Here is an 18,112-nt window from a genome sequence, read left to right as displayed (position 1 = left end):
TTACAACATCTGCTGAATTTGATCTTTGATGAAATGGTATCTTTTGCGTTGATCTTTGGGTAAGTCAGTGTCGTCTATCACGTTCATGCATTTGTGGGCCAGATAGATTAAATCTTCGTTTAAGCGACCACGCTGGCTGATGGCCTGCAGCAAATTCAGCGCTATGCTGGCGTTGGCTGGCATGGTTTTTTGTGCTTCGATAAAGTAGGTGATGGCCTCTGAGTACTGGCCCAAGCTGTAAGCTTCCATTCCGGCGTTGTGGCTGGCCATCATGGTGGCTCTTTTGTGGCTGTACTTATCCTGTTCGGATAAAAACATCATATTCAGCGCTTTGTTATACAGATCTGCACTTTGCGATAAGGTGTTGAGTGAGCCCATATAATGGTCACTCATCGCCAGATTACCGGTTTCAAAATAAGCTCTGGCTCTGTCCAGTAACGCAGAGGGCGACAAAGTGCGGCCTAAGCTTTGCTCTTCACTTTGCTGCAGTAAGTTTTTGGCTTTGTCGGTTTTGCCTTCAAGCACAGCAACCCTTGCTTCTATCACCAGCTTGTCATGCTCGTAAGTCGTAGGGTTAAAACGCTTTTTTACATCTTTCAGAAAATAATCCACTTTGCCTAAAATGGCGCGCTTGTCACGCACAGATAAAAGCTGAGCATTTTGGATCATAGCCCGGGCGTAGTTCAGCATATTATCTGCAGTGTCGTAGATTGAATATTTAGCGGCTTCCAGTAGTTTAGAGTGCACCCGTACTGCTAAATCCGGCTGATTGTTGATCACAGCTAAATTGGCCAATACATGCTGGCGCAAATAGTTTTTGGGGGAGGCGTCGGCCACAACACGCACTGTATTAAAGGCTTCTTCGGTTTTGTTTTGGCTTAAATACAAACGGGTAAGCCAGTCCAGCGCTTCAATTTTGGTTTCAGGCTGCTCCGTAAGTTCTATCAGCATGTTTTCTGCTTCGCTGTCCTGCTCCTGATAGCCTTTAGCCACAGCGATCCCAAGTTTGGCCCAGGGTAAATCACGAAAGGCCAATACCTCGCTATATAAAGTTTCAGCTTCTTTATAGCGGCCAACTTTCACTAAGAGTTCACCTTTTAATCGCTGAATGTAGGCATGGTGCACGGGGTATTGTTCGAGGGATACGTCACAGGCCTGAATTGCATCAGGGTAGTTTTCTTCAGCGATCATCTGATAGGCATACTTCAGCGCCCGTTTTACCTGAAAAGCGCGGCCAATGCGGCGTTCAAGTTCGGCATAGCTGAAAGGTTTTAACAGATAGTCATCAGGCAGGAACTCGATCATGCCATACACGGCCTGGCGATGACGTTCACCACTGACCACGATAAAGCAGCAACTGTGTTTGAGGCTGTGTTCGGCTTTTAAGGCTTCAAATAACTGATAACCGTCGCGGCCCACACCTAAGTTGTAGTCGCATAAGATAAAATCAAAATCAGTTTTGCGGCAGGCTGACATGGCGCTTTCTGCATTACGGGCGACCACGACCTGGTCGAAACCAATCAGCGCCAACATGCTTTTCATGTACGCTATAACTTGTTCGTAATCTTCAATGACCAGTACTTTTTTAGACCGGTAAAATGCTTGCCTGGAAACCACTTAACTCAACTCTTTCGCCAACAGCCGCTAGCCTACCACAACATAAACCTGCTTTGGGTAGAAGTGATTTTTTATCAGGCTTGCTGGTCAGCGGCTCAAGCCTTGTGGTTTTGCCATAAATTAAGCTGCTGCAATTCGGTAGGGCAGGCGCCTGCGCGGATCCATTTGGCCAAAGCCTGAGCCACATTGGTGTACTGCACTGTGTTGCCTTGTATGGGGGAGGTCAGCCAGTCAGCAATCACAGCTGTATTGAGTGTGCTGGTGCTTTGCCCCAGTTGCAACTGAGTCAGCGCCAACGCATTTGACTCCTGTTCCATCTGGCCTTGCAGGGCTTTCACCAGAATACGTTTTTGCAGTTGCAGCGCTTCGCTGACCAGTTCAAACCCTGAGTTACTGAGCACTGCACTGGATTGATGCAAATCGCGTTTAAAATCATCAACACAAGGGCCCGAACATTGAATGTGCCCAAGCTGGTTTTTACTCAGGCCAGGGCCGTACAGATAAAACTGATACTGGCTTAGAGGTTGTAACCACTGGATCACTTGTTGCTGATCTTCAAAAGGCAGATAAACCAGTACTTTATGAGGATCGGCTGTGTTTAGCGTAGGCTCTAAATCGACAATAGGAGGCAATATGGGCTGATTAAAATGATGCCAGTGCAGGCCTATTTGTTGCTGAGCTGGCGCAAAAAACTTAAAAATACTGCGGCTTAGCGGGTTGTCATGAATTTGTGGGATCTGGTGTAAGAACGCATATTGGTGACCAAAGGCGACAGAGCGCTTTTTTTGTCGTCGTGCCGCCCAGGCTGTGATGGGTTCAAAGTCGGTCAGTACTAAATCATAAGCTGAACAGTCGAGTTCGCGGATATCACGCCACAGCTCAAGAGGTTTAGCTTCAATTGCCGTTTTCAGATAGTTGATATGGCCTTGTTCTGTCACGAAGGTCAAACCTGTTTTGACCTGAAAGTCACCAAACTGCTGCATATCAAAAAACTGGTCAGCAGGGCGGCCTGAAAACAGAAAGTCGACTGTTATGCCTTCTGCTTTGAGGTACTTGCCCATAGCGCGGGCTCTGCTGATATGTCCATTGCCTGTTGCCTGCACACCATACAAAACCCGCATAGTTTTACTCCTGTCAGTCCCTCCAGACCAGCGCTTTAAAGTGGACGCGGCACATAGAGATGTATTGGTTATTTCCGCCTATCTGCACCTGACTGCCTGTGGTAGCGGCGTGACCATGCTCGTCCAGTCGCACCACAAAGTTGGCTTTTCGGCCACAGTGACACACAGTTTTTAATTCCACTAGTTTATCTGCCCAAGCCAACAAGGCCTGGCTGCCGGCAAAGGTTTCGCCTAAAAAGTCGGTTCTAAGACCAAAAGCCAGCACTGGCACATTCAGATCATCAACCACATAAGTCAGTTGCTTCACCTGAGCTTTGGATAAAAACTGCGCTTCATCAATCAGCACACAGTCCAAAGCGCCTTGTTGTTTCAGTGCCTGGCAGGCGGCAACAAAATCAAAATCTGCATCAAAAATCTGCGCGTCCATCGACAAGCCAATACGTGAGCTGATTTTGCCTATGCCAAATCTGTCATCTATAGCGGCGGTAAACAACGCCACTGTCATGCCTCTTTCCTGATAGTTATAAGCACTTTGCAGTAAAGAGGTTGATTTGCCTGCGTTCATCGCCGAATAATAAAAATACAATTGCGCCATCTGCGTGGTCTCGGTTTTTTAAAAGTCCGTCGCAGTATAACCAAAAGCCTTACTCTGTCGTAGCCTAACGTCGGAAGATGACAGTAAGAAGACAATTGACGTACACTGCCACTTCACGCAAATTGGGCCAATATGGTGCTAAAACTTTAGGGGAAACAATGGACAAGTGGTTATTTGGCTCCGTGCTGGTGCAGGTGGTGTTAACACTGCTCATGATGGTTTTGATGGGCAAACGTCGTTTTAAAGCGGCGAAAAACCGGGAACTGCCTTACAAAGCATTCAGGGTGATGGATTTAACCGGTGCTAATGAAAAAGTGATTACGGCCAGCCGTAACTTTGACAATCAGTTCCAGCTTCCGGTGTTGTATCTGTTTGCTGTCGTTTTTGCGCTGCAGTTTGGTGCCGCTGATATTAGTCTGGTTGTGTTGGGTTGGTTGTTTGCCATCAGCCGTTTGGTGCATGCTTATGTGCATGTGGGCGCTAACCATGTACGTCTGCGTTTTGCGGTTTATGTTTTTGGTGCCTTGATGTTGCTGCTGTTCTGGCTGAAGTTAAGTTTTGCCTATTTGCTTGCTTAACTCTGTTTTCTTAACGATGGATTTGTTTTGGCCTTACCTGAGTCTGGCGCTCAGCGCTTTTGTGTCTGCCACTTTGTTACCTTTTGGTTCAGAGTTGGTGTTAATGGGGTTGGTGCATCAAGGCCATTCGTTGCTACTGCTCTGGCTGGTGGCTACTGTATTTAATACGCTGGGCTCTGTGCTGAACTGGTATCTGGGCAAGCAACTACTGAACTTTCAGCATAAAAGCTGGTTTATGTTTAAGCCAGCCCAAATAGAGCAAGCCAGCAACAGATTTCAGCGCTGGGGTTTACCTTCATTATTGTTAGCCTGGCTGCCTGTTATTGGTGATCCGCTGACCTTAGTGGCAGGCGTGTTGAAAGTTCCTTTGTTTTGGTTTGTGCTGCTGGTGGGCTTAGGCAAAGGTTTGCGTTATGGTGTGCTGATAGGCCTGATGCCTGGGGTATAAACCGAAAGAGAGGAGAGTGAATGAAAGCGTTATTGATCTCTGGTCTGGCTTTGGCTCTGGCCTTAAGTTTTGCCAGTGCTGAGGCACAACAAAAAACCGCAACTGCATCTGAAACTAAAATCGGATGGCAAGCTTTACCACAGGATAATTTGCTCTATCTGGACACAGATCAGGGCCGTATTGTTATTTTATTAGCGCCTCAGTTTGCGCCTGAACATGTTAAACGAGTCAAAGAATTAGTGAAAAACCGCTTTTATGATGGTGTCACTTTTTATCGTGTGATTGAAGGCTTTGTCGCTCAGTTTGGTGTGCCTGAGCATGAATGGGGCAACAGAGCGAAATTAACACCGATGAAAGCTGAATTCAGTTGGCCGGTGCGCGGTGCTGATCCCTATCTCTTGGTGCAACGCCCAGATTTGTTAGCTGAAGAAACTGGTTTTAATCAGGGGTTTGCCGTAGCTCGTGAACAAAATCAGGAGTGGCTGGTGCATTGCCCCGGTGTGGTGAATATGGCGCGTGCCAATGAACCCGATACTGCTGTGGCAGACATTGCTATTATGATGGGGCAAGCTCCGCGCCATCTGGATAAAAATATGTCGGCTTTTGGCAAAGTGATCTGGGGCCATTATGCGGTGAATCGTGTGCGTCGTGGTGAAGCCACGGAAGGTGGCGTAATAGGCTCGGCTGCAGCGCGTACTGTAATTAAACAAGCGCGTTTAGGTTCGGAGCTGGCGGCAGACAGACAGTTGCCACTGGAGATGCTCAGTACCAACAGTTCTGAGTTTTCGCAGTCTCTGGCTGAACACCGTTCCCGTACTCATGTGTTTTATCAGCACAAAGGCAACGGCAATATGGATGTTTGTTATCCGCAGGTGTCGGTGCGTTTGATAAAAGCTGTATAAAGCCTGTAAAAGACAAAATTTACTGGTCGATGACTGCATTTTCAGTCATTATGTGCGCCTTTTCTGTGGCGCTCCGAGGGGATAGCAATGAACTACGAATTAACGGCTGACGATTTAAACAAACTCAGTTTATTGGACGCTGAACAGCGTTACGACTACTTCATTCAGGCCGTGGCCGATCTGGAAAAGATCTGGATCCTGGTGGATGAGGAAGGTTTTGTATTGGTTGATGCCGATGAAGAGCGTTGCATCCCGGTATGGCCACATGCTGAATTAGCACAATTGTGGATCAATGGTGACTGGGCTGAATGTCAGGCTCAGGCTGTAGATATCGCCACCTGGTTAGACAAGTGGACTGCTGGTTTAGACGGTGACGAATTAGCTATAGCTGTATTCCCACACGCTGCTGAACCTGGTGTGGTGATTGGCCCTGAAGAGTTCTCTGAAACTCTGATTGAAGCGACACAAGACAACGAATAACAGTTTTAAAAACCGATAAGGGTCAGAAATTCTGGCCCCTATTTTTCTTGCCGAAGCTATTGATAACCATTCTTGATTAGATTACTATGCCTGCAGTTCATTACGCAGGTGCATTTATGTACGTTTGTCTTTGTAAAGCAGTTACAGATAAAGCCATTCGCCAACAGGTCGAAGCAGGTGCTTGTTCTATGCGCGAGCTGAAGCAAAATTTGGGTGTAGGTACTCAATGTGGCAAATGTGTTTGTCAGGCCAGCGATATTCTTGACTCTGCATTATCGAAACACTCCTCACAACAACGTATTCCGGTGTTGATGGTCAATAACTCTCGTCCGGCCGCTTAATTCATTCTTGAATTCCAATGTAGCCTAAGCACTATTTTTCATTTTTATTCATAAAATCAGCATTTAAAGTTAAATGGGCTGCATTTATTGCTTTGGCTAGGCATAATGTTGGCATCTTTTTCTGAGGTGAGCCTTATGACTAAAATTGCTAAGGTTGCGATAGTGGGTGGCACCCACGGCAACGAATTCTCCGGTATTTATGCTATTCGCCAGTACCAGGCCAACCCGGCTTTGATTCAACGTGCAAGCTTTGAAACCAGCACCTTGTTTGCCAATCCTGAGGCGCACAAAGCCAATAAGCGTTACATCCACAGCGATTTAAACCGTCAGTTTAAAACTGTTGATTTGGCCAATCCAGAGCTCACCAATTACGAACAAAGCCGCGCCAAAGTGATCAATGAAATTTTGGGGCCAAAAGGCCATGCCAAAACAGATCTGGTGATTGATTTACACAACACCACCAGCAATATGGGCGCTTGCTTGATCATGACGCAGGCTGGTGCTTTTTATAATCAGATGGCTGCTTATGTGAAGATGAAAATGCCAGAAGCTATTATCTCCCGCGATGAAGACCATTTAGAGGCCTCCGATCACGCGCTGATGTGTACGCTGGGCCGTTATGGGGTAATAGTGGAAGTAGGGCCGCAATCTCAGTCTGTGCTGCGTCAGGACGTGCTTGAGCAAATGCACGAGATGACGGCACATATTCTGGACTTTGTAGAGCTATACAACACCCAGAGCCTGCCAAAGCTGCCAAAACGCACTGAAGCCTATCTGTATTTGCACAGTATTAAATTACCGATGAACGAAAAAGGTGAACGTTTGGGTATGGTGCACAAAAATGTGCAGGACAAAGACTATCAGCCTATTCACCCGGGCGATCCGATCTTTACCTTATTTGATGGCACTGAAGTACCCTACGACGGCGATACCGTAGTGTATCCAACCTTTATCAATGAAGCGGCTTATTACGACAACAATCTGGCGATGTCGCTGAATGACAAAATCTGGATTGAACTCGAATAACCAGATTGAAATCGTTGTGGAATTGAAAAAGGAGCCAATCGGCTCCTTTTTGCTATCACTGGATTACAGCTGAACGTAGCTGGCTTTTTTCTGGATAAGCTCAATAGCGTAGTTGTCCGGGTCACGGACAAATGCAATTTCTGTGCTGCCGCCTTTCACCGGGCCAGGTTCGCGGCTAATCACACCACCTTTAGTGCGGATCAACTCACAAGCAGCGTAAATATCTTCTACTTCTAAGGCGATATGACCATAAGCTGTGCCCGGCTCGTAGCTGTCAACGCCCCAGTTGTAAGTGAGTTCTAATACGGCACCTTCGCTTTCATCGCTGAAACCCACAAAAGCCAGGGTGTATTTGTATTCAGCGTTTTCTGAGGTACGTAACAGTTTCATGCCCAATACTTCAGTGTAAAAAGCTAAAGAGCGTTCTAAGTTAGTAACTCGAAGCATGGTATGTAAAATACGCATAAAAATTCCTTCATCTATTTTTTTAGCAAACTTGCACAGATCTTCAGTGGTTCTGCTGCTAACACGGAAGATATGGGACGACCGCAATAGTAGGGCAGCCTAAATTCGCAGTGCGGCAGTGGATGGTAACATATTCTGCTGCCCTGACAGGGCGGCTCAGCGCCAGAACGACACAATTAAAGGTTCAGAATTCATAGCCCTAAGAGACTAGGGCGTGTTGACGTTTCAGGGTTATTTTTGCAGCAGTCTGGCCGGTTTTTATGCAAGGCAGCGCGAGTGCGGTGTAGTTATTCTACACAAACGAGTGCTAACGCAGCAGAAAGGCCGGCCAGGCGCTGCCCTTCGGGTTCGTCTGGCGGCGCCCTGAGCTTTGTCACTCGTCGCTCATTTAGAATAACTAAACTTCGCTCCTCCTTTCGCGCTCAAAGCGGCGCCAGAACGAACAAAATTTAATCTCGAAACGTCAACACGCCCTAGTTGTCATGCTTGAATGAGTGTCGCGACAGTTGTCGCAGATTTTTCTTGACGGGTGGCGACATGTGTCGCACTCTTGGTATTCTGAATCATTGACCAGCCTCCAGGATGCAACAACCCAACACGCCTGAGTTGGTAATGTCGAAATAATTTTAAGAAAAACAATAGCGGCCAGCAGAGCTGGCGTTTCACCCATACATTTGTGCGTCAGCAAATAGTGCTGGCTGGCAGACTAAAGAGGTACGAGGTCACTCTCAATTTGAGTGGTACACAGCATGGTGAATCAAATGAAGTTGTATCTGCTATCGGCATTACTGCTGATCTGTTTTAAGTTAAGTGCTGAAACCCCCTATGAATTGCCACGGAGTTCAGTGATTGAACTCGAGGAAAAATCCACTGGTCGTGTTTATCCGTTGTTTATTCAATTGCCTGTATCCTACACCAGTCAAACGGACAACCTTTATCCAGTGATTTACCTGACCGATGCCCATTACACTTTTCCTGTAGTCGCAGGTGCGACGCGTTTTCCGATGAACACTGGTGTTATGCAGCATGCCATTATTGTGGCTGTGTCTTATGAAAAAGGTTCAGTGGGCACCAACAGCAGAACCAGAGACTACACGCCCACAGTCACGAAAGCTTGGAAGCAACAGACCGGCAACGCGATAGGGCATAAGCTGTTTCTTCGTGACACAGTTATTCCGTTTATTGAACATCATTATCGGGCAAGCAAAAAAGATAGAACTTTTGTTGGCAATTCGCTCGGCGCTTTGTTTGGCGCTTATATTTTGTTTAGCGAGCCAGATCTGTTTTCAAACTACATACTGGGTAGCCCGTCCGTCTGGTTTGATCATCACGTGATTCTGGCGTTGCAAGCCGTTAAACCAAAGCTACAAACAAAAGTGTACTTATCCGTTGGTGAATATGAAACGCCTGCTTATGGCGAAGGGCAAGATATGGTCAAGGGAGCAATTCAGCTGAAGGAAAAAATTGCGGGCCTCGGTAGTGCTGATATCGAACTGAAATTTTCAACTATTTCAGGCGCGAGTCATGTCACCGCATTCCCCACTACTGCCATTCAGGGTTTAGACTGGGTGTATGGCATAAAACGGCAATGATGTTTCACTAGCTGTGTTATTCGTGGCCTAAAGCTCCCCTGCACGGCTGAGAAAGATTTTAGATCCCGCTAAAACCCGACAAAGGAGTCATGTTTGGAAATTAGAAAACTCAATACGTTGCGGGGCCTGGCTGCGCTTATCGTTTTTGTCACCCACTTTAGTGATATAACTCATTGGCTTGACGGCTCTTTAGGCGGCGGCTCTGGCGCTTATGGTGTGATGCTGTTTTTTATGCTGAGCGGATTTTTGATGTCTTATCTCTATATAGATAAAGCCTTTAATCCGGTGAATATCAAAAGTTATTTTTTAGCCCGGGCGGGCAGGGTGCTGCCGCTGTACCTGCTGATTGTGCTCTGTTCTTATCTGTTGTCGCTGGCCGATAAAGATTTTCTCTATCACATACCAGATTTCAAATCGTTAGTAGGGCACTTATTATTTCTCTATGGTGAAAGCGTACTCTGGTCTATTCCGGCAGAAATTCACTTCTACTTTATTTTTATTATTTTTTGGGCATTCTCAAAAAACAGAGCTGGCTATATTTATCTGCTCATCCTGGCCGTGATGATTTTGCTGTTTTTTTCGAACTTCCCCAAAATACATGGTGATATCAACGGCGTTCCATACAACCTGTTTAGTGTGCTCAGAACTTTGCCTTACTTTTTTATCGGTGTCATTTTTGGCATGCACTATAAACAGCTAAAAGTTCCAGAGTATCTGAGGAAAAACAGGTTTATAGTAGTTCTTTGCTTAATCCCACTGATGTACCCTGAGTTTTCGCCTGTGAGTTCTGATGCAAAGATGAAAATGTGGTTAAGCTACGAAGTACTGCTGGTGATGAGCTCGGTTTTCTTTTGTTTGGTGTTCCTGGTTCCAGATAACAATGTTTTGCTGGCTAACAAGCTTGGTGACTTTATCGGAAAAATTTCCTACTCCTTCTATTTGCTGCATCTGCCCATTATTGTGCAAGTCAATCAGTTTGATGTATCCGTCGAACTAAAGTTATTGCTGTCTTTCATTTTAAGTGTATTGGCCGCTTATCTGTCATACAGATCCTTTGAAAAACCTGTAGCCAGGCTGGTGCGCAGTAACCTATTTAACAAATTAAACCAGCAGGGCGCGCTTAAGGCGTTATAAACAGTTGGAAAACATTATTCGAATTGAATCAAAAGTAGAAGACCAATTACACTTTGGTTTCATGCCAGATGAACCCAAAGACTATATTTAAAAAACCAAAGGGAAGTGGAAAATAATCATGTTTATTATGAAGTTGATTTATGTGTCAATCGTCGCTTATGCGTGTGTTGCCAGTCTTTGTGTGGACGCAAAGGAGCAGCATCCTAAGAACATCTCAATCACCTTTGATGATGTCCCCATCCACGGTGAATTTACTCTACCGGCGGAATCACTCAAAGACATCAACCAACAACTACTTGATACCCTGAAGAAGTACAATATAAAAGCAACTGGATTTGTGAATGAAGGCCACCTTAAAAACGACCCCCAATTATTGCAGTCTCTGTTATCCGATTGGCACAAGCAGGGGCACCATCTTGGCAACCATACATTTTCACATATTTCCTACCATAAGACTGAATTAAACACTTATCTGGCGGACATTCAAAAGGGCGCGATAACAACGCAAAGGGTGCTAGGCAAACAAAAGCAAAAGTTCTTTCGCCCGCCTTATTTGCATGCAGGCGACACCCATAACGCGCAACAGATGCTCGATAAGGGCCTGGAAAAGTTAGGTCTCAGATTAGTTCCGGTGACGATGGAAAATACAGATTACGTGTTTGATGCGCCTTATACAGTCAAGCTGCACAATAAACAGCTCTCAGAGGCAAATACTTATAAACAGCAGTACCTTGCGTTTACAGAGCGTAGATTAGATTTTTACGAAAGTGCCAGCGCAAAAATGTTTGACCAGCCAGTGCCGCACATCTTAATGCTGCACGTTAATCAATTAAACGCCGATAGTTTAGACAGCATTCTGATGTCCTTGCAATCACGTGGTTATCAGTTTCAAAGCTTAGAGAATACTTTAGAGCACGCGGTATATTCTGAGCCAACTCAAGCATTTAAATTCGGTATTCATTGGTTGTTTCGCTGGGATAAATCTAAGGAAAATAAAGTGAACTGGGCAACAGAGCCAGAGCCTACTGCTGAAGCATTTGCCGAACACCAACACGCCATAACAACGCTGAAAAATGGAAAGCTGTAGTGTCGGGGTCTAAATCATAAATAAAAGTTGGCGTCTCCTGGATGGGACGCCACTTATGGGCCAGCGTGGGTAAAACCAAACACTGTTTCCTATAGGCTCTTATTCATCAGGTGCATCTGTCATTCAGCTGGAACTTATGCCTGGATAACCGCTATTCACTCTAACCAGTCATGTGGCTATTCAGTTTTTTCTTTAAACTCACACAGATCCTCAATGATGCACGATCCACATTTAGGTTTACGTGCCACGCAGGTATAGCGGCCATGCAGGATCAGCCAGTGATGCAGGTCATACATAAACTCAGATTTATTCGGGGTGTTTTTAATGATGCTTTGTTCGGTTTCTTCAACCGTTTTGCCCTTGGCGTAGCCTGTACGGTTTGCGACGCGTTGGATATGGGTATCGACGGCGATAAAGTATTTACCTTCGTTATCTTTTAGCCAGCCAAAAGCTGTGTTCAGCACCACATTGGCTGTTTTACGGCCTACACCTGGCAAAGCTTCTAAAGCTTCACGGTTTTCCGGCACTATGCTGTTGTGCTGATCGATCAGAATACGGCAGGTTTTAATCAGGTTCTCGGCTTTTGAGTTAAAAAGCCCAATCGTCTTGATGTAGTGCTTTACACCGTCGACACCCAAGTCAAAAATAGCCTGTGGCGTATTCGCAACAGGGTAGAGCAGACGGGTGGCTTTATTGACGCTGACGTCAGTGGCCTGAGCTGATAACAACACAGCCACCAGCAATTCAAAAGGCGAATTAAATTCCAGTTCAGTGGTGGGGTTAGGGTTGTTTTCCCGCAGACGCTGTAATATCTGAATACGTTTTTCTTTGTTCATTCGACTTTATTCAAATCCCTTGCTGCTAGGTAGACACGTGAGTGACACGTGCCCGGCTGATTTTTTGTTCGACAGGTTTAGCTTTGGCCGCAATTCGGGCATCCACAGCGTTTTTAGCTGCGATCAGAAAGCCCATCACTAAAAAAGCGCCTGGTGGCAATATGGCCAATAAAAACTGGTTATCGGCCTGATACAAATGAATGGTCAGCACTTTGGCCCAATCACCCAGCAGTAAATCCGCTCCGGCAAACAAAGTACCAGAACCTATGACTTCACGTACCGCACCTAAAGTACAAAGCACCAACGCAAAACCAGTGCCCATCATCAACCCATCAAAAGCTGCTGGTAGAACGGCATTTTTCGAGGCAAAAGCTTCAGCCCGGCCAATCACTATGCAGTTGGTGACTATCAGTGGAATAAAAATGCCCAAAGCCTGATATAGGTTATACATAAAAGCATGCATCAACAGCTCGATCACAGTCACCACAGAAGCAATCACCATCACAAAAACCGGAATACGGATTTCATTAGGCACATAATTGCGGATGAGCGACACTACAGTGTTGGTGCTTAATAACACCAGCATAGTGGCCAAACCTAAACCCAAAGCGCTGGCCAGGCTGTTGGTGACGGCAAGTAAAGGACAAAGACCTAATAACTGCACCAGGCCTGGGTTGTTTTTCCACAAGCCCTGTCGGACTAACTCCTGATATTGATTCATTTTGCTTTCCATCGGAGAAGATTCCATACCATTCAGACTGCACAATCAGAGGGCAGACTGGCCAGTTCCGGATGTTGCTGAATATAAATAGCTGCGTTTTTCACTGCTTTCACTACCGCACGAGGCGTAATAGTAGCACCGGCAAACTGGTCAAACTGACCACCGTCTTTTTTTACGGCAAAACTACGATCATCTTTTGAACCCAGAGTCTGGCCATTAAAGCTCAGCACCCATGGGCTTTTTCTCAGTTCGATTTTATCGCCCAGGCCCGGAGTTTCTTTATGGCTCAGCACCCTTACACCAATAATCCCGCTGTCCGGGCTGATGGCTGCCAGCACTTCAATGGCGCCGCTGTAGCCATCTGGTGCTGTGGTTTCGACTAAATAGGCTTTGACTGCGCCTTCCACCCTATAGCGGTAGATATTCTGTTTGGCTTCTTTGCCTAATAACTCTGTATCCAGCGCGGCTACACAGTCGTTCAAAACAGTGGTGTTACCCGCCAGTTCTGGCATCACTTCCACTAAGGTGCGAAGTTTGCCGTCAAGCTGCTGCTGAGCGATTTCGCTTTTTGTAATTTCATTGACAGCAGCCACAGCAAAGACACAAAGTACGGCGGCAGTACCAAGCAACAGCGCATTTTTACCTACAGAACTTAGCATCAGCGCGCTCCTTTGCTTTTATGGCCATAAGTTCGGGGCTGGGTGTAGTAGTCAATCAACGGCACCGTCATATTGGCCAGCATCACGGCAAAAGCAAAAGCGTCCGGATAACCACCGTAACTACGGATCACAAAGGCCAATCCACCTATTAAAGCACCAAAAACCAGCCGGCCTTTTTCTGTGGTTGACGCTGACACCGGATCGGTCGCAATAAAAAAAGCAGCCAGCATGGTAGCGCCGGAAAATAGTTGGAATAGTGGGCTGGCATTGGTGTCCGGTGATATCAGCCAGGCGATGAAACTAAAACCAAACAAGGAACCTAATACAGCCACAGGAATACGCCACTGAATCACTTTTTGCTGCAGTAAAAACAAACCACCTGCCAAATAAGCTAAATTGACCCAAAACCAGCCTTCACCGGATAACCAGCCAAACACAGGTTTTTTCATACTTTCTTCTGTGGTGTAGCCTTGAGACAGATCGGTTTTTAACGTATCCAGCGGCGTGGCCATACTGATGCCATCTGCATCCTGGCGCAGCTGGCTGATACTATAGCCACTGCAGCTAAAGTTGGTAAAAATAGTGCAGACTGCATCGGCAGGACCCAGGCTTTGCTGCTGCAAAGGTGCCGCAGGTAACCAACTGGTCATAGGCAGCGGAAATGACACCAACAGCAATACATAAGCCGCCATGGCCGGGTTAAATAAGTTGTTCCCTAAGCCGCCGTACAGTTGTTTCACCACAATAATGGCAAAAGCTGTGCCTATCACTACCAGCCACCATGGGGCATAAGAGGGGATAGCAACAGCAAGCAACAAGGCTGTGACTAAAGCGCTGTGGTCCAGCAATTTCACTTTGACTTTTTTCCCACGAAGCGCCAGTACTGCAGCTTCACAAAGCAAAGCCGTGATGATGGCCAGCAGCAGTTGGATCAGTACTCCGTAACCAAAAAAGTAAGCCTGCACTGCAATACCAGGCACGGCGGCCACAGCCACCAGTTTCATCAACTGGGCAGTCGTTTTTTGGATGTGCTGGTGCGGAGAGCTGGCGATCTTAAAACTCATAACGGCTCGCTGTTTTGTTGTTTTTTAGCTTTGGCCCGGGCTATAGCAGCTGCTATGGCGGCTTTTTTGGCATCTTGTTCTGGTGGTGCTACAGGCTCTTGAGGTTCTGCTGAAGGAGCCTGTTGTGTTGTAGCCTTCACTTCTGTTTGCTGTTGGGCTTCAGCCTGTTCCGCTAACTTTTTCGCCTTGGCACGGGCTATAGCGGCGGCCACTGCGGCTTTTTTTGCATCCATATCAGCAGTATCAGAAGACGCAGTTTCAGCTGGTGCTGGTTGTTCAACAGCTTCAGGTTGTGCTTCTGCTTGTTTTTTTGCTTTGGCTCGGGCTATAGCGGCAGCTACTGCAGCTTTTTTAGCATTCACATCAGGAATATCAGAAGCAGCAGTTTCAGCTGGTGCTGGTTGCTCAATAGCTTCTGGTTGTGCTTCAGCTTGTTTTTTTGCTTTAGCACGGGCTATAGCGGCGGCTACTGCAGCTTTTTTTGCATCCATATCAGGAGTATCAGAAGCCGCAGTTTCAGCTGGTGCTGGTTGTTCAATGGCTTCAGGCTGTGCTTCTGCTTGTTTTTTCGCTTTGGCACGGGCCAAAGCTGCAGCTATAGCCGCTTTGCGTGGATCTTCGGCAGTACCTGGCGCTGTGTTTTCTGCCGGCGTTGCAGTTTGAGCCTGTTGTTTTTGCTGTTGATAAGCCAAGGCTTCGGCTTTTTTACGTTCACGCTCTGCAATAATTTGTGCTTTATCCAGTGGCTGGTCGCTTTGCTGCTGAGTGCGCGCCAATGCTTGTTGCACTGCTGCCGCGCTTTGGCTTGCCTGACCGCTGGCTTGTTGCTGTGCTACCCGCTGAGCCGCCAGTTGCTGGTTGCGTTCCAGACGCTCTTGTTTTTCCCGCTCTAAACGTTCGGTGCGGGCATCAAAACGGGCTTTGGCTTGTTCGGCTTTTAAGGCTTCACGCTGAGTTTCACGAATTTCAGCTTTGGCTACCCGGTAATAATGCACCAGAGGAATTTCGCTTGGGCAGACATAAGCGCAGGCGCCACATTCAATGCAGTCGGATAAATTGTATTCGGCCAGTTTGTCCTGATCATGAGCTTTGCTGTACCACAACAGCTGCTGCGGCAATAAGCTGGCAGGGCAGGCGTCGGCACAAGCACCACAACGGATACAATCCATTTCCTCGCTGGCAGCACCCAGCTCGTTTTCAGTCGGGGCTAACACGCAGTTGGTGGTTTTGACTACAGGCACAGACCAGTCGGCTATGGCAAAGCCCATCATAGGGCCACCAACAATAATGCGCTGCTGTGGTTCAGCCTGAAAACCACAGGCGTTTAATAAATCAGAAATAGGAGTACCGATCAGAGCCAGTACGTTTTGCTGCTGGGCTAAAGTTTCACCTGCCACTGTCACTACACGATGGATCAGCGGAATATCATCCAGCACCGCCTGAGCTATCGCAAAAGCAGTGCCGACGTTTTGCATCACAATGCCAATATCTAAAGGTCTTCGACCCGCAGGAACTTCTTTATTGGTCAGCAGTTGGATTAATTGTTTTTCGCCACCGGACGGGTACTTGGTGGGCACTTCCCGCACAAAGTAGTTGTCTCTCTGGCCTATAGCTGCTTTTAATGAGGCTGCTGCTATAGGTTTATCATCTTCAATACCTATCAATACCGCTTTTGGACTGAGCAGTTTCACCAGTATTTCGATACCGGCAATAATATCGCTGGCGCGTTCCTGCATCAGCATGTCATCTGCAGTGATGTAGGGTTCACACTCCACAGCATTGATGATCAGATAATCCACCGGCTGTTTAACATTCACTTTAATATGAGTTGGGAAGCCTGCACCGCCCATACCTGAAATACCGGATTCCTGAATGCGTTCCAGTAAGGTATAGATATCCACTTGTTCTGGATCCAATGGCTTACGTGGCCGCCATTCGTCCATGCCATCCGGAGCCAGCACTAAAGTAGGTTCAGCTAAGCTCGATGGGTGAGTGCTGGTATGTAGTTCAATCGCAAGCACCATGCCTGAGGTTGGCGCATGCACAGGCACAGCCATCGCATTATCGGCCTGAGTTAAAGCCTGGCCTTTGAGTACCCGATCGCCCACTTTGACCAGCACTTTGCCTGCCACACCTATATGCTGGCGCAGTGGTATATATAAACGGTCAGGAATATCCAAAAGCGCCACAGGTTTTTGATTGGTGCGCTCTTTACGGCTTGGCGGGTGAATACCACCGTGAAAGTCCCAGACTTTTCCTGCCTGAATTTGTTGAAATAAAGTAGGCAAGTTAGGACTCCAGCACTTTTACCGGAATGGCATTTAAGTCCCATTTCCAGCGTTCAATACTGCTGGCCAATGGCACCATATCAATGCAATCCACAGGACAAGGTTCAACACATAAATCACAACCTGTGCATTCGTCGATAATGACGGTATGCATCTGCTTAGAAGCGCCGACTATGGCATCCACAGGGCAGGCCTGAATACATTTAGTACAACCAATGCATTCATCTTCACGGATATAGGCTACACGTTTTATCGCCGGAGTTTGGGCTGCATCCAAAGGTTTGGCTTCGACACCCATTAAGTCGGCCAGTTTTTTGATGGTGGTGTCGCCACCGGGCGGGCATTTATTGATGTCATCGCCATTGGCTATGGCTTCGGCATAAGGCCTGCAACCCGGATAGCCACATTGACCACATTGAGTTTGCGGTAAAATTTCGTCAATTTGTTCAACCAGTGGATCGGCATCCACTTTAAAACGTATGGCGGCGTATCCCAGAGCGGCACCAAAGACCAGCGCCAGAATACCCAAAGCCCAAAGGGCTGTGATAATAGACATTTACGCTTTCACCAAACCAGTAAAGCCCATAAAGGCTAAAGACATTAAACCCGCGGTAATCATACCTATAGCTGCACCTTTAAAAGACACTGGTACATCGGCGGCAGCCAGACGCTCGCGCATAGCGGCAAACAAAATCAGTACCAAAGAAAAACCGGCAGCAGCACCAAAGCCATAGACCACAGAGGAGAAAAAATCATGACGGGCATTGACGTTCAGAATAGCCACGCCCAATACAGCGCAGTTGGTGGTGATTAAAGGTAAAAAGATACCTAATAAACGATACAAAGTAGGGCTGGTTTTATGCACCACCATTTCAGTAAATTGCACCACCACAGCGATCACCAGAATAAAACTTAAGGTACGCAGATACATTAAATCCAGCGGCTGTAATAAATAAAAATCGACCAGATAACTGCAAAGCGAGGCTAAGGTCAGAACAAAAGTAGTCGCCATCGACATGCCAATGGCGGTTTCGAGTTTTTTTGATACGCCCATCACAGGGCATAAGCCGAGAAACTTCACCAGAACGAAGTTATTCACCAGCACTGTGCTGACCAGCAACAGCAAAAATTCCGACATAAAAGAACCCCAGAAAAAAG

At 46.8% G+C, this 18,112-nt stretch carries 20 protein-coding genes; 9 read left to right on the top strand and 11 right to left on the bottom strand.

From position 1 onward, the window contains the following. From RHEIN_RS07910 to RHEIN_RS07900, 3 genes are all read right to left on the bottom strand, one after another. Positions 1-1,617 carry a response regulator gene (locus RHEIN_RS07910; RefSeq protein WP_008898454.1) on the bottom strand — a complete coding sequence of 539 codons (1,617 nt, stop codon included), beginning with the start codon at positions 1,615-1,617 and terminating at the stop codon, positions 1-3. A 95-nt stretch (positions 1,618-1,712) separates the two neighbouring features. Next, complete coding sequence (locus RHEIN_RS07905; RefSeq protein ID WP_008898453.1) at positions 1,713-2,738, bottom strand: MJ1255/VC2487 family glycosyltransferase; 1,026 nt, start codon at positions 2,736-2,738, stop codon at positions 1,713-1,715. A gap of 13 nt (positions 2,739-2,751) precedes the next feature. Then, positions 2,752-3,333 carry a thymidine kinase gene (locus RHEIN_RS07900; RefSeq protein WP_008898452.1) on the bottom strand — a complete coding sequence of 194 codons (582 nt, stop codon included), beginning with the start codon at positions 3,331-3,333 and terminating at the stop codon, positions 2,752-2,754. Between the two features lie 158 nt (positions 3,334-3,491). Here RHEIN_RS07900 and RHEIN_RS07895 point away from each other — a divergent pair, with 158 nt between their 5' ends. The 6 genes from RHEIN_RS07895 (at position 3,492) to RHEIN_RS07870 (ending at position 7,108) form a co-directional block, all read left to right on the top strand. Beyond that, on the top strand, positions 3,492-3,911 hold the full coding sequence (locus tag RHEIN_RS07895; RefSeq protein WP_008898451.1) for an MAPEG family protein: 420 nt from the start codon (positions 3,492-3,494) through the stop codon (positions 3,909-3,911). A gap of 16 nt (positions 3,912-3,927) precedes the next feature. After that, positions 3,928-4,359 carry a YqaA family protein gene (locus tag RHEIN_RS07890; protein WP_008898450.1) on the top strand — a complete coding sequence of 144 codons (432 nt, stop codon included), beginning with the start codon at positions 3,928-3,930 and terminating at the stop codon, positions 4,357-4,359. A 20-nt stretch (positions 4,360-4,379) separates the two neighbouring features. Continuing rightward, positions 4,380-5,261 (top strand): peptidylprolyl isomerase, encoded by an 882-nt coding sequence (locus RHEIN_RS07885; protein WP_008898449.1) that lies wholly within the window; start codon positions 4,380-4,382, stop codon positions 5,259-5,261. 87 nt (positions 5,262-5,348) lie between these two features. Continuing rightward, positions 5,349-5,741, top strand: coding sequence for a DUF2750 domain-containing protein (locus RHEIN_RS07880; protein WP_008898448.1), 393 nt, complete (start codon positions 5,349-5,351; stop codon positions 5,739-5,741). 116 nt (positions 5,742-5,857) lie between these two features. Further along, positions 5,858-6,082: a bacterioferritin-associated ferredoxin gene (locus tag RHEIN_RS07875; RefSeq protein WP_008898447.1), complete on the top strand. Its 225-nt coding sequence runs from the start codon at positions 5,858-5,860 to the stop codon at positions 6,080-6,082. Positions 6,083-6,217: 135 nt separating this feature from the next. Further along, the gene (locus RHEIN_RS07870; protein ID WP_008898446.1) at positions 6,218-7,108 is read left to right on the top strand and encodes an aspartoacylase; all 891 of its coding nucleotides are present in this window, start codon (positions 6,218-6,220) and stop codon (positions 7,106-7,108) included. 63 nt (positions 7,109-7,171) lie between these two features. Here RHEIN_RS07870 and gloA read toward each other — a convergent pair whose 3' ends face one another. Next, positions 7,172-7,573 carry a lactoylglutathione lyase gene (gloA, locus tag RHEIN_RS07865; RefSeq protein WP_008898445.1) on the bottom strand — a complete coding sequence of 134 codons (402 nt, stop codon included), beginning with the start codon at positions 7,571-7,573 and terminating at the stop codon, positions 7,172-7,174. A 761-nt stretch (positions 7,574-8,334) separates the two neighbouring features. Here gloA and RHEIN_RS07860 point away from each other — a divergent pair. From RHEIN_RS07860 to RHEIN_RS07850, 3 genes are all read left to right on the top strand, one after another. Then, positions 8,335-9,165 (top strand): alpha/beta hydrolase, encoded by an 831-nt coding sequence (locus tag RHEIN_RS07860; RefSeq protein ID WP_192826709.1) that lies wholly within the window; start codon positions 8,335-8,337, stop codon positions 9,163-9,165. Positions 9,166-9,258: 93 nt separating this feature from the next. Further along, on the top strand, positions 9,259-10,299 hold the full coding sequence (locus tag RHEIN_RS07855) for an acyltransferase family protein (protein WP_008898443.1): 1,041 nt from the start codon (positions 9,259-9,261) through the stop codon (positions 10,297-10,299). A gap of 118 nt (positions 10,300-10,417) precedes the next feature. Beyond that, positions 10,418-11,386, top strand: a complete 969-nt coding sequence (locus tag RHEIN_RS07850) for a polysaccharide deacetylase family protein (RefSeq protein ID WP_008898442.1) — start codon at positions 10,418-10,420, stop codon at positions 11,384-11,386. Between the two features lie 176 nt (positions 11,387-11,562). Here RHEIN_RS07850 and nth read toward each other — a convergent pair whose 3' ends face one another. The 7 genes from nth to rsxA are packed head-to-tail and all read right to left on the bottom strand — an operon-like array spanning position 11,563 to position 18,092. Continuing rightward, on the bottom strand, positions 11,563-12,222 hold the full coding sequence (gene nth / locus RHEIN_RS07845; RefSeq protein ID WP_008898441.1) for an endonuclease III: 660 nt from the start codon (positions 12,220-12,222) through the stop codon (positions 11,563-11,565). Between the two features lie 25 nt (positions 12,223-12,247). Beyond that, positions 12,248-12,943: an electron transport complex subunit E gene (locus tag RHEIN_RS07840; RefSeq protein WP_040554801.1), complete on the bottom strand. Its 696-nt coding sequence runs from the start codon at positions 12,941-12,943 to the stop codon at positions 12,248-12,250. A gap of 32 nt (positions 12,944-12,975) precedes the next feature. Continuing rightward, a complete protein-coding gene (gene rsxG / locus RHEIN_RS07835; RefSeq protein WP_008898439.1) occupies positions 12,976-13,602 on the bottom strand; it encodes an electron transport complex subunit RsxG in 627 nt (208 codons plus the stop codon). Continuing rightward, positions 13,602-14,666: an electron transport complex subunit RsxD gene (gene rsxD, locus RHEIN_RS07830; protein ID WP_008898438.1), complete on the bottom strand. Its 1,065-nt coding sequence runs from the start codon at positions 14,664-14,666 to the stop codon at positions 13,602-13,604. Before rsxD ends, rsxG begins: the two co-directional genes overlap by 1 nt. Next, positions 14,663-16,954, bottom strand: coding sequence for an electron transport complex subunit RsxC (gene rsxC / locus RHEIN_RS07825; protein WP_008898437.1), 2,292 nt, complete (start codon positions 16,952-16,954; stop codon positions 14,663-14,665). The genes rsxD and rsxC overlap by 4 nt, the downstream gene beginning before the upstream one ends. 1 nt (position 16,955) lies before the next feature. Continuing rightward, on the bottom strand, positions 16,956-17,510 hold the full coding sequence (gene rsxB, locus RHEIN_RS07820; protein WP_008898436.1) for an electron transport complex subunit RsxB: 555 nt from the start codon (positions 17,508-17,510) through the stop codon (positions 16,956-16,958). Further along, the gene (rsxA, locus tag RHEIN_RS07815) at positions 17,511-18,092 is read right to left on the bottom strand and encodes an electron transport complex subunit RsxA (RefSeq protein WP_008898435.1); all 582 of its coding nucleotides are present in this window, start codon (positions 18,090-18,092) and stop codon (positions 17,511-17,513) included. Positions 18,093-18,112 lie beyond the last annotated feature (20 nt).

This window comes from Rheinheimera sp. A13L, from assembly GCF_000217935.1.
Lineage (GTDB): Bacteria > Pseudomonadota > Gammaproteobacteria > Enterobacterales > Alteromonadaceae > Pararheinheimera.
The sequence above is the reverse complement of the archived record's forward strand: the minus strand, read 5'-3'. Positions and strand labels throughout refer to the sequence as shown.

Coding starts and splice junctions, on each gene's coding strand:
- RHEIN_RS07905 (WP_008898453.1), bottom strand. CDS start 2,738: ATGCGGGTTTTGTATGGTGTGCAGGCAACAGGCAATGGACATATCAGC.
- RHEIN_RS07900 (WP_008898452.1), bottom strand. CDS start 3,333: ATGGCGCAATTGTATTTTTATTATTCGGCGATGAACGCAGGCAAATCA.
- RHEIN_RS07895 (WP_008898451.1), top strand. CDS start 3,492: ATGGACAAGTGGTTATTTGGCTCCGTGCTGGTGCAGGTGGTGTTAACA.
- RHEIN_RS07890 (WP_008898450.1), top strand. CDS start 3,928: ATGGATTTGTTTTGGCCTTACCTGAGTCTGGCGCTCAGCGCTTTTGTG.
- RHEIN_RS07885 (WP_008898449.1), top strand. CDS start 4,380: ATGAAAGCGTTATTGATCTCTGGTCTGGCTTTGGCTCTGGCCTTAAGT.
- RHEIN_RS07880 (WP_008898448.1), top strand. CDS start 5,349: ATGAACTACGAATTAACGGCTGACGATTTAAACAAACTCAGTTTATTG.
- RHEIN_RS07875 (WP_008898447.1), top strand. CDS start 5,858: ATGTACGTTTGTCTTTGTAAAGCAGTTACAGATAAAGCCATTCGCCAA.
- RHEIN_RS07870 (WP_008898446.1), top strand. CDS start 6,218: ATGACTAAAATTGCTAAGGTTGCGATAGTGGGTGGCACCCACGGCAAC.
- gloA (WP_008898445.1), bottom strand. CDS start 7,573: ATGCGTATTTTACATACCATGCTTCGAGTTACTAACTTAGAACGCTCT.
- RHEIN_RS07860 (WP_192826709.1), top strand. CDS start 8,335: ATGAAGTTGTATCTGCTATCGGCATTACTGCTGATCTGTTTTAAGTTA.
- RHEIN_RS07850 (WP_008898442.1), top strand. CDS start 10,418: ATGTTTATTATGAAGTTGATTTATGTGTCAATCGTCGCTTATGCGTGT.
- nth (WP_008898441.1), bottom strand. CDS start 12,222: ATGAACAAAGAAAAACGTATTCAGATATTACAGCGTCTGCGGGAAAAC.
- RHEIN_RS07840 (WP_040554801.1), bottom strand. CDS start 12,943: ATGAATCAATATCAGGAGTTAGTCCGACAGGGCTTGTGGAAAAACAAC.
- rsxG (WP_008898439.1), bottom strand. CDS start 13,602: ATGCTAAGTTCTGTAGGTAAAAATGCGCTGTTGCTTGGTACTGCCGCC.
- rsxD (WP_008898438.1), bottom strand. CDS start 14,666: ATGAGTTTTAAGATCGCCAGCTCTCCGCACCAGCACATCCAAAAAACG.
- rsxB (WP_008898436.1), bottom strand. CDS start 17,510: ATGTCTATTATCACAGCCCTTTGGGCTTTGGGTATTCTGGCGCTGGTC.
- rsxA (WP_008898435.1), bottom strand. CDS start 18,092: ATGTCGGAATTTTTGCTGTTGCTGGTCAGCACAGTGCTGGTGAATAAC.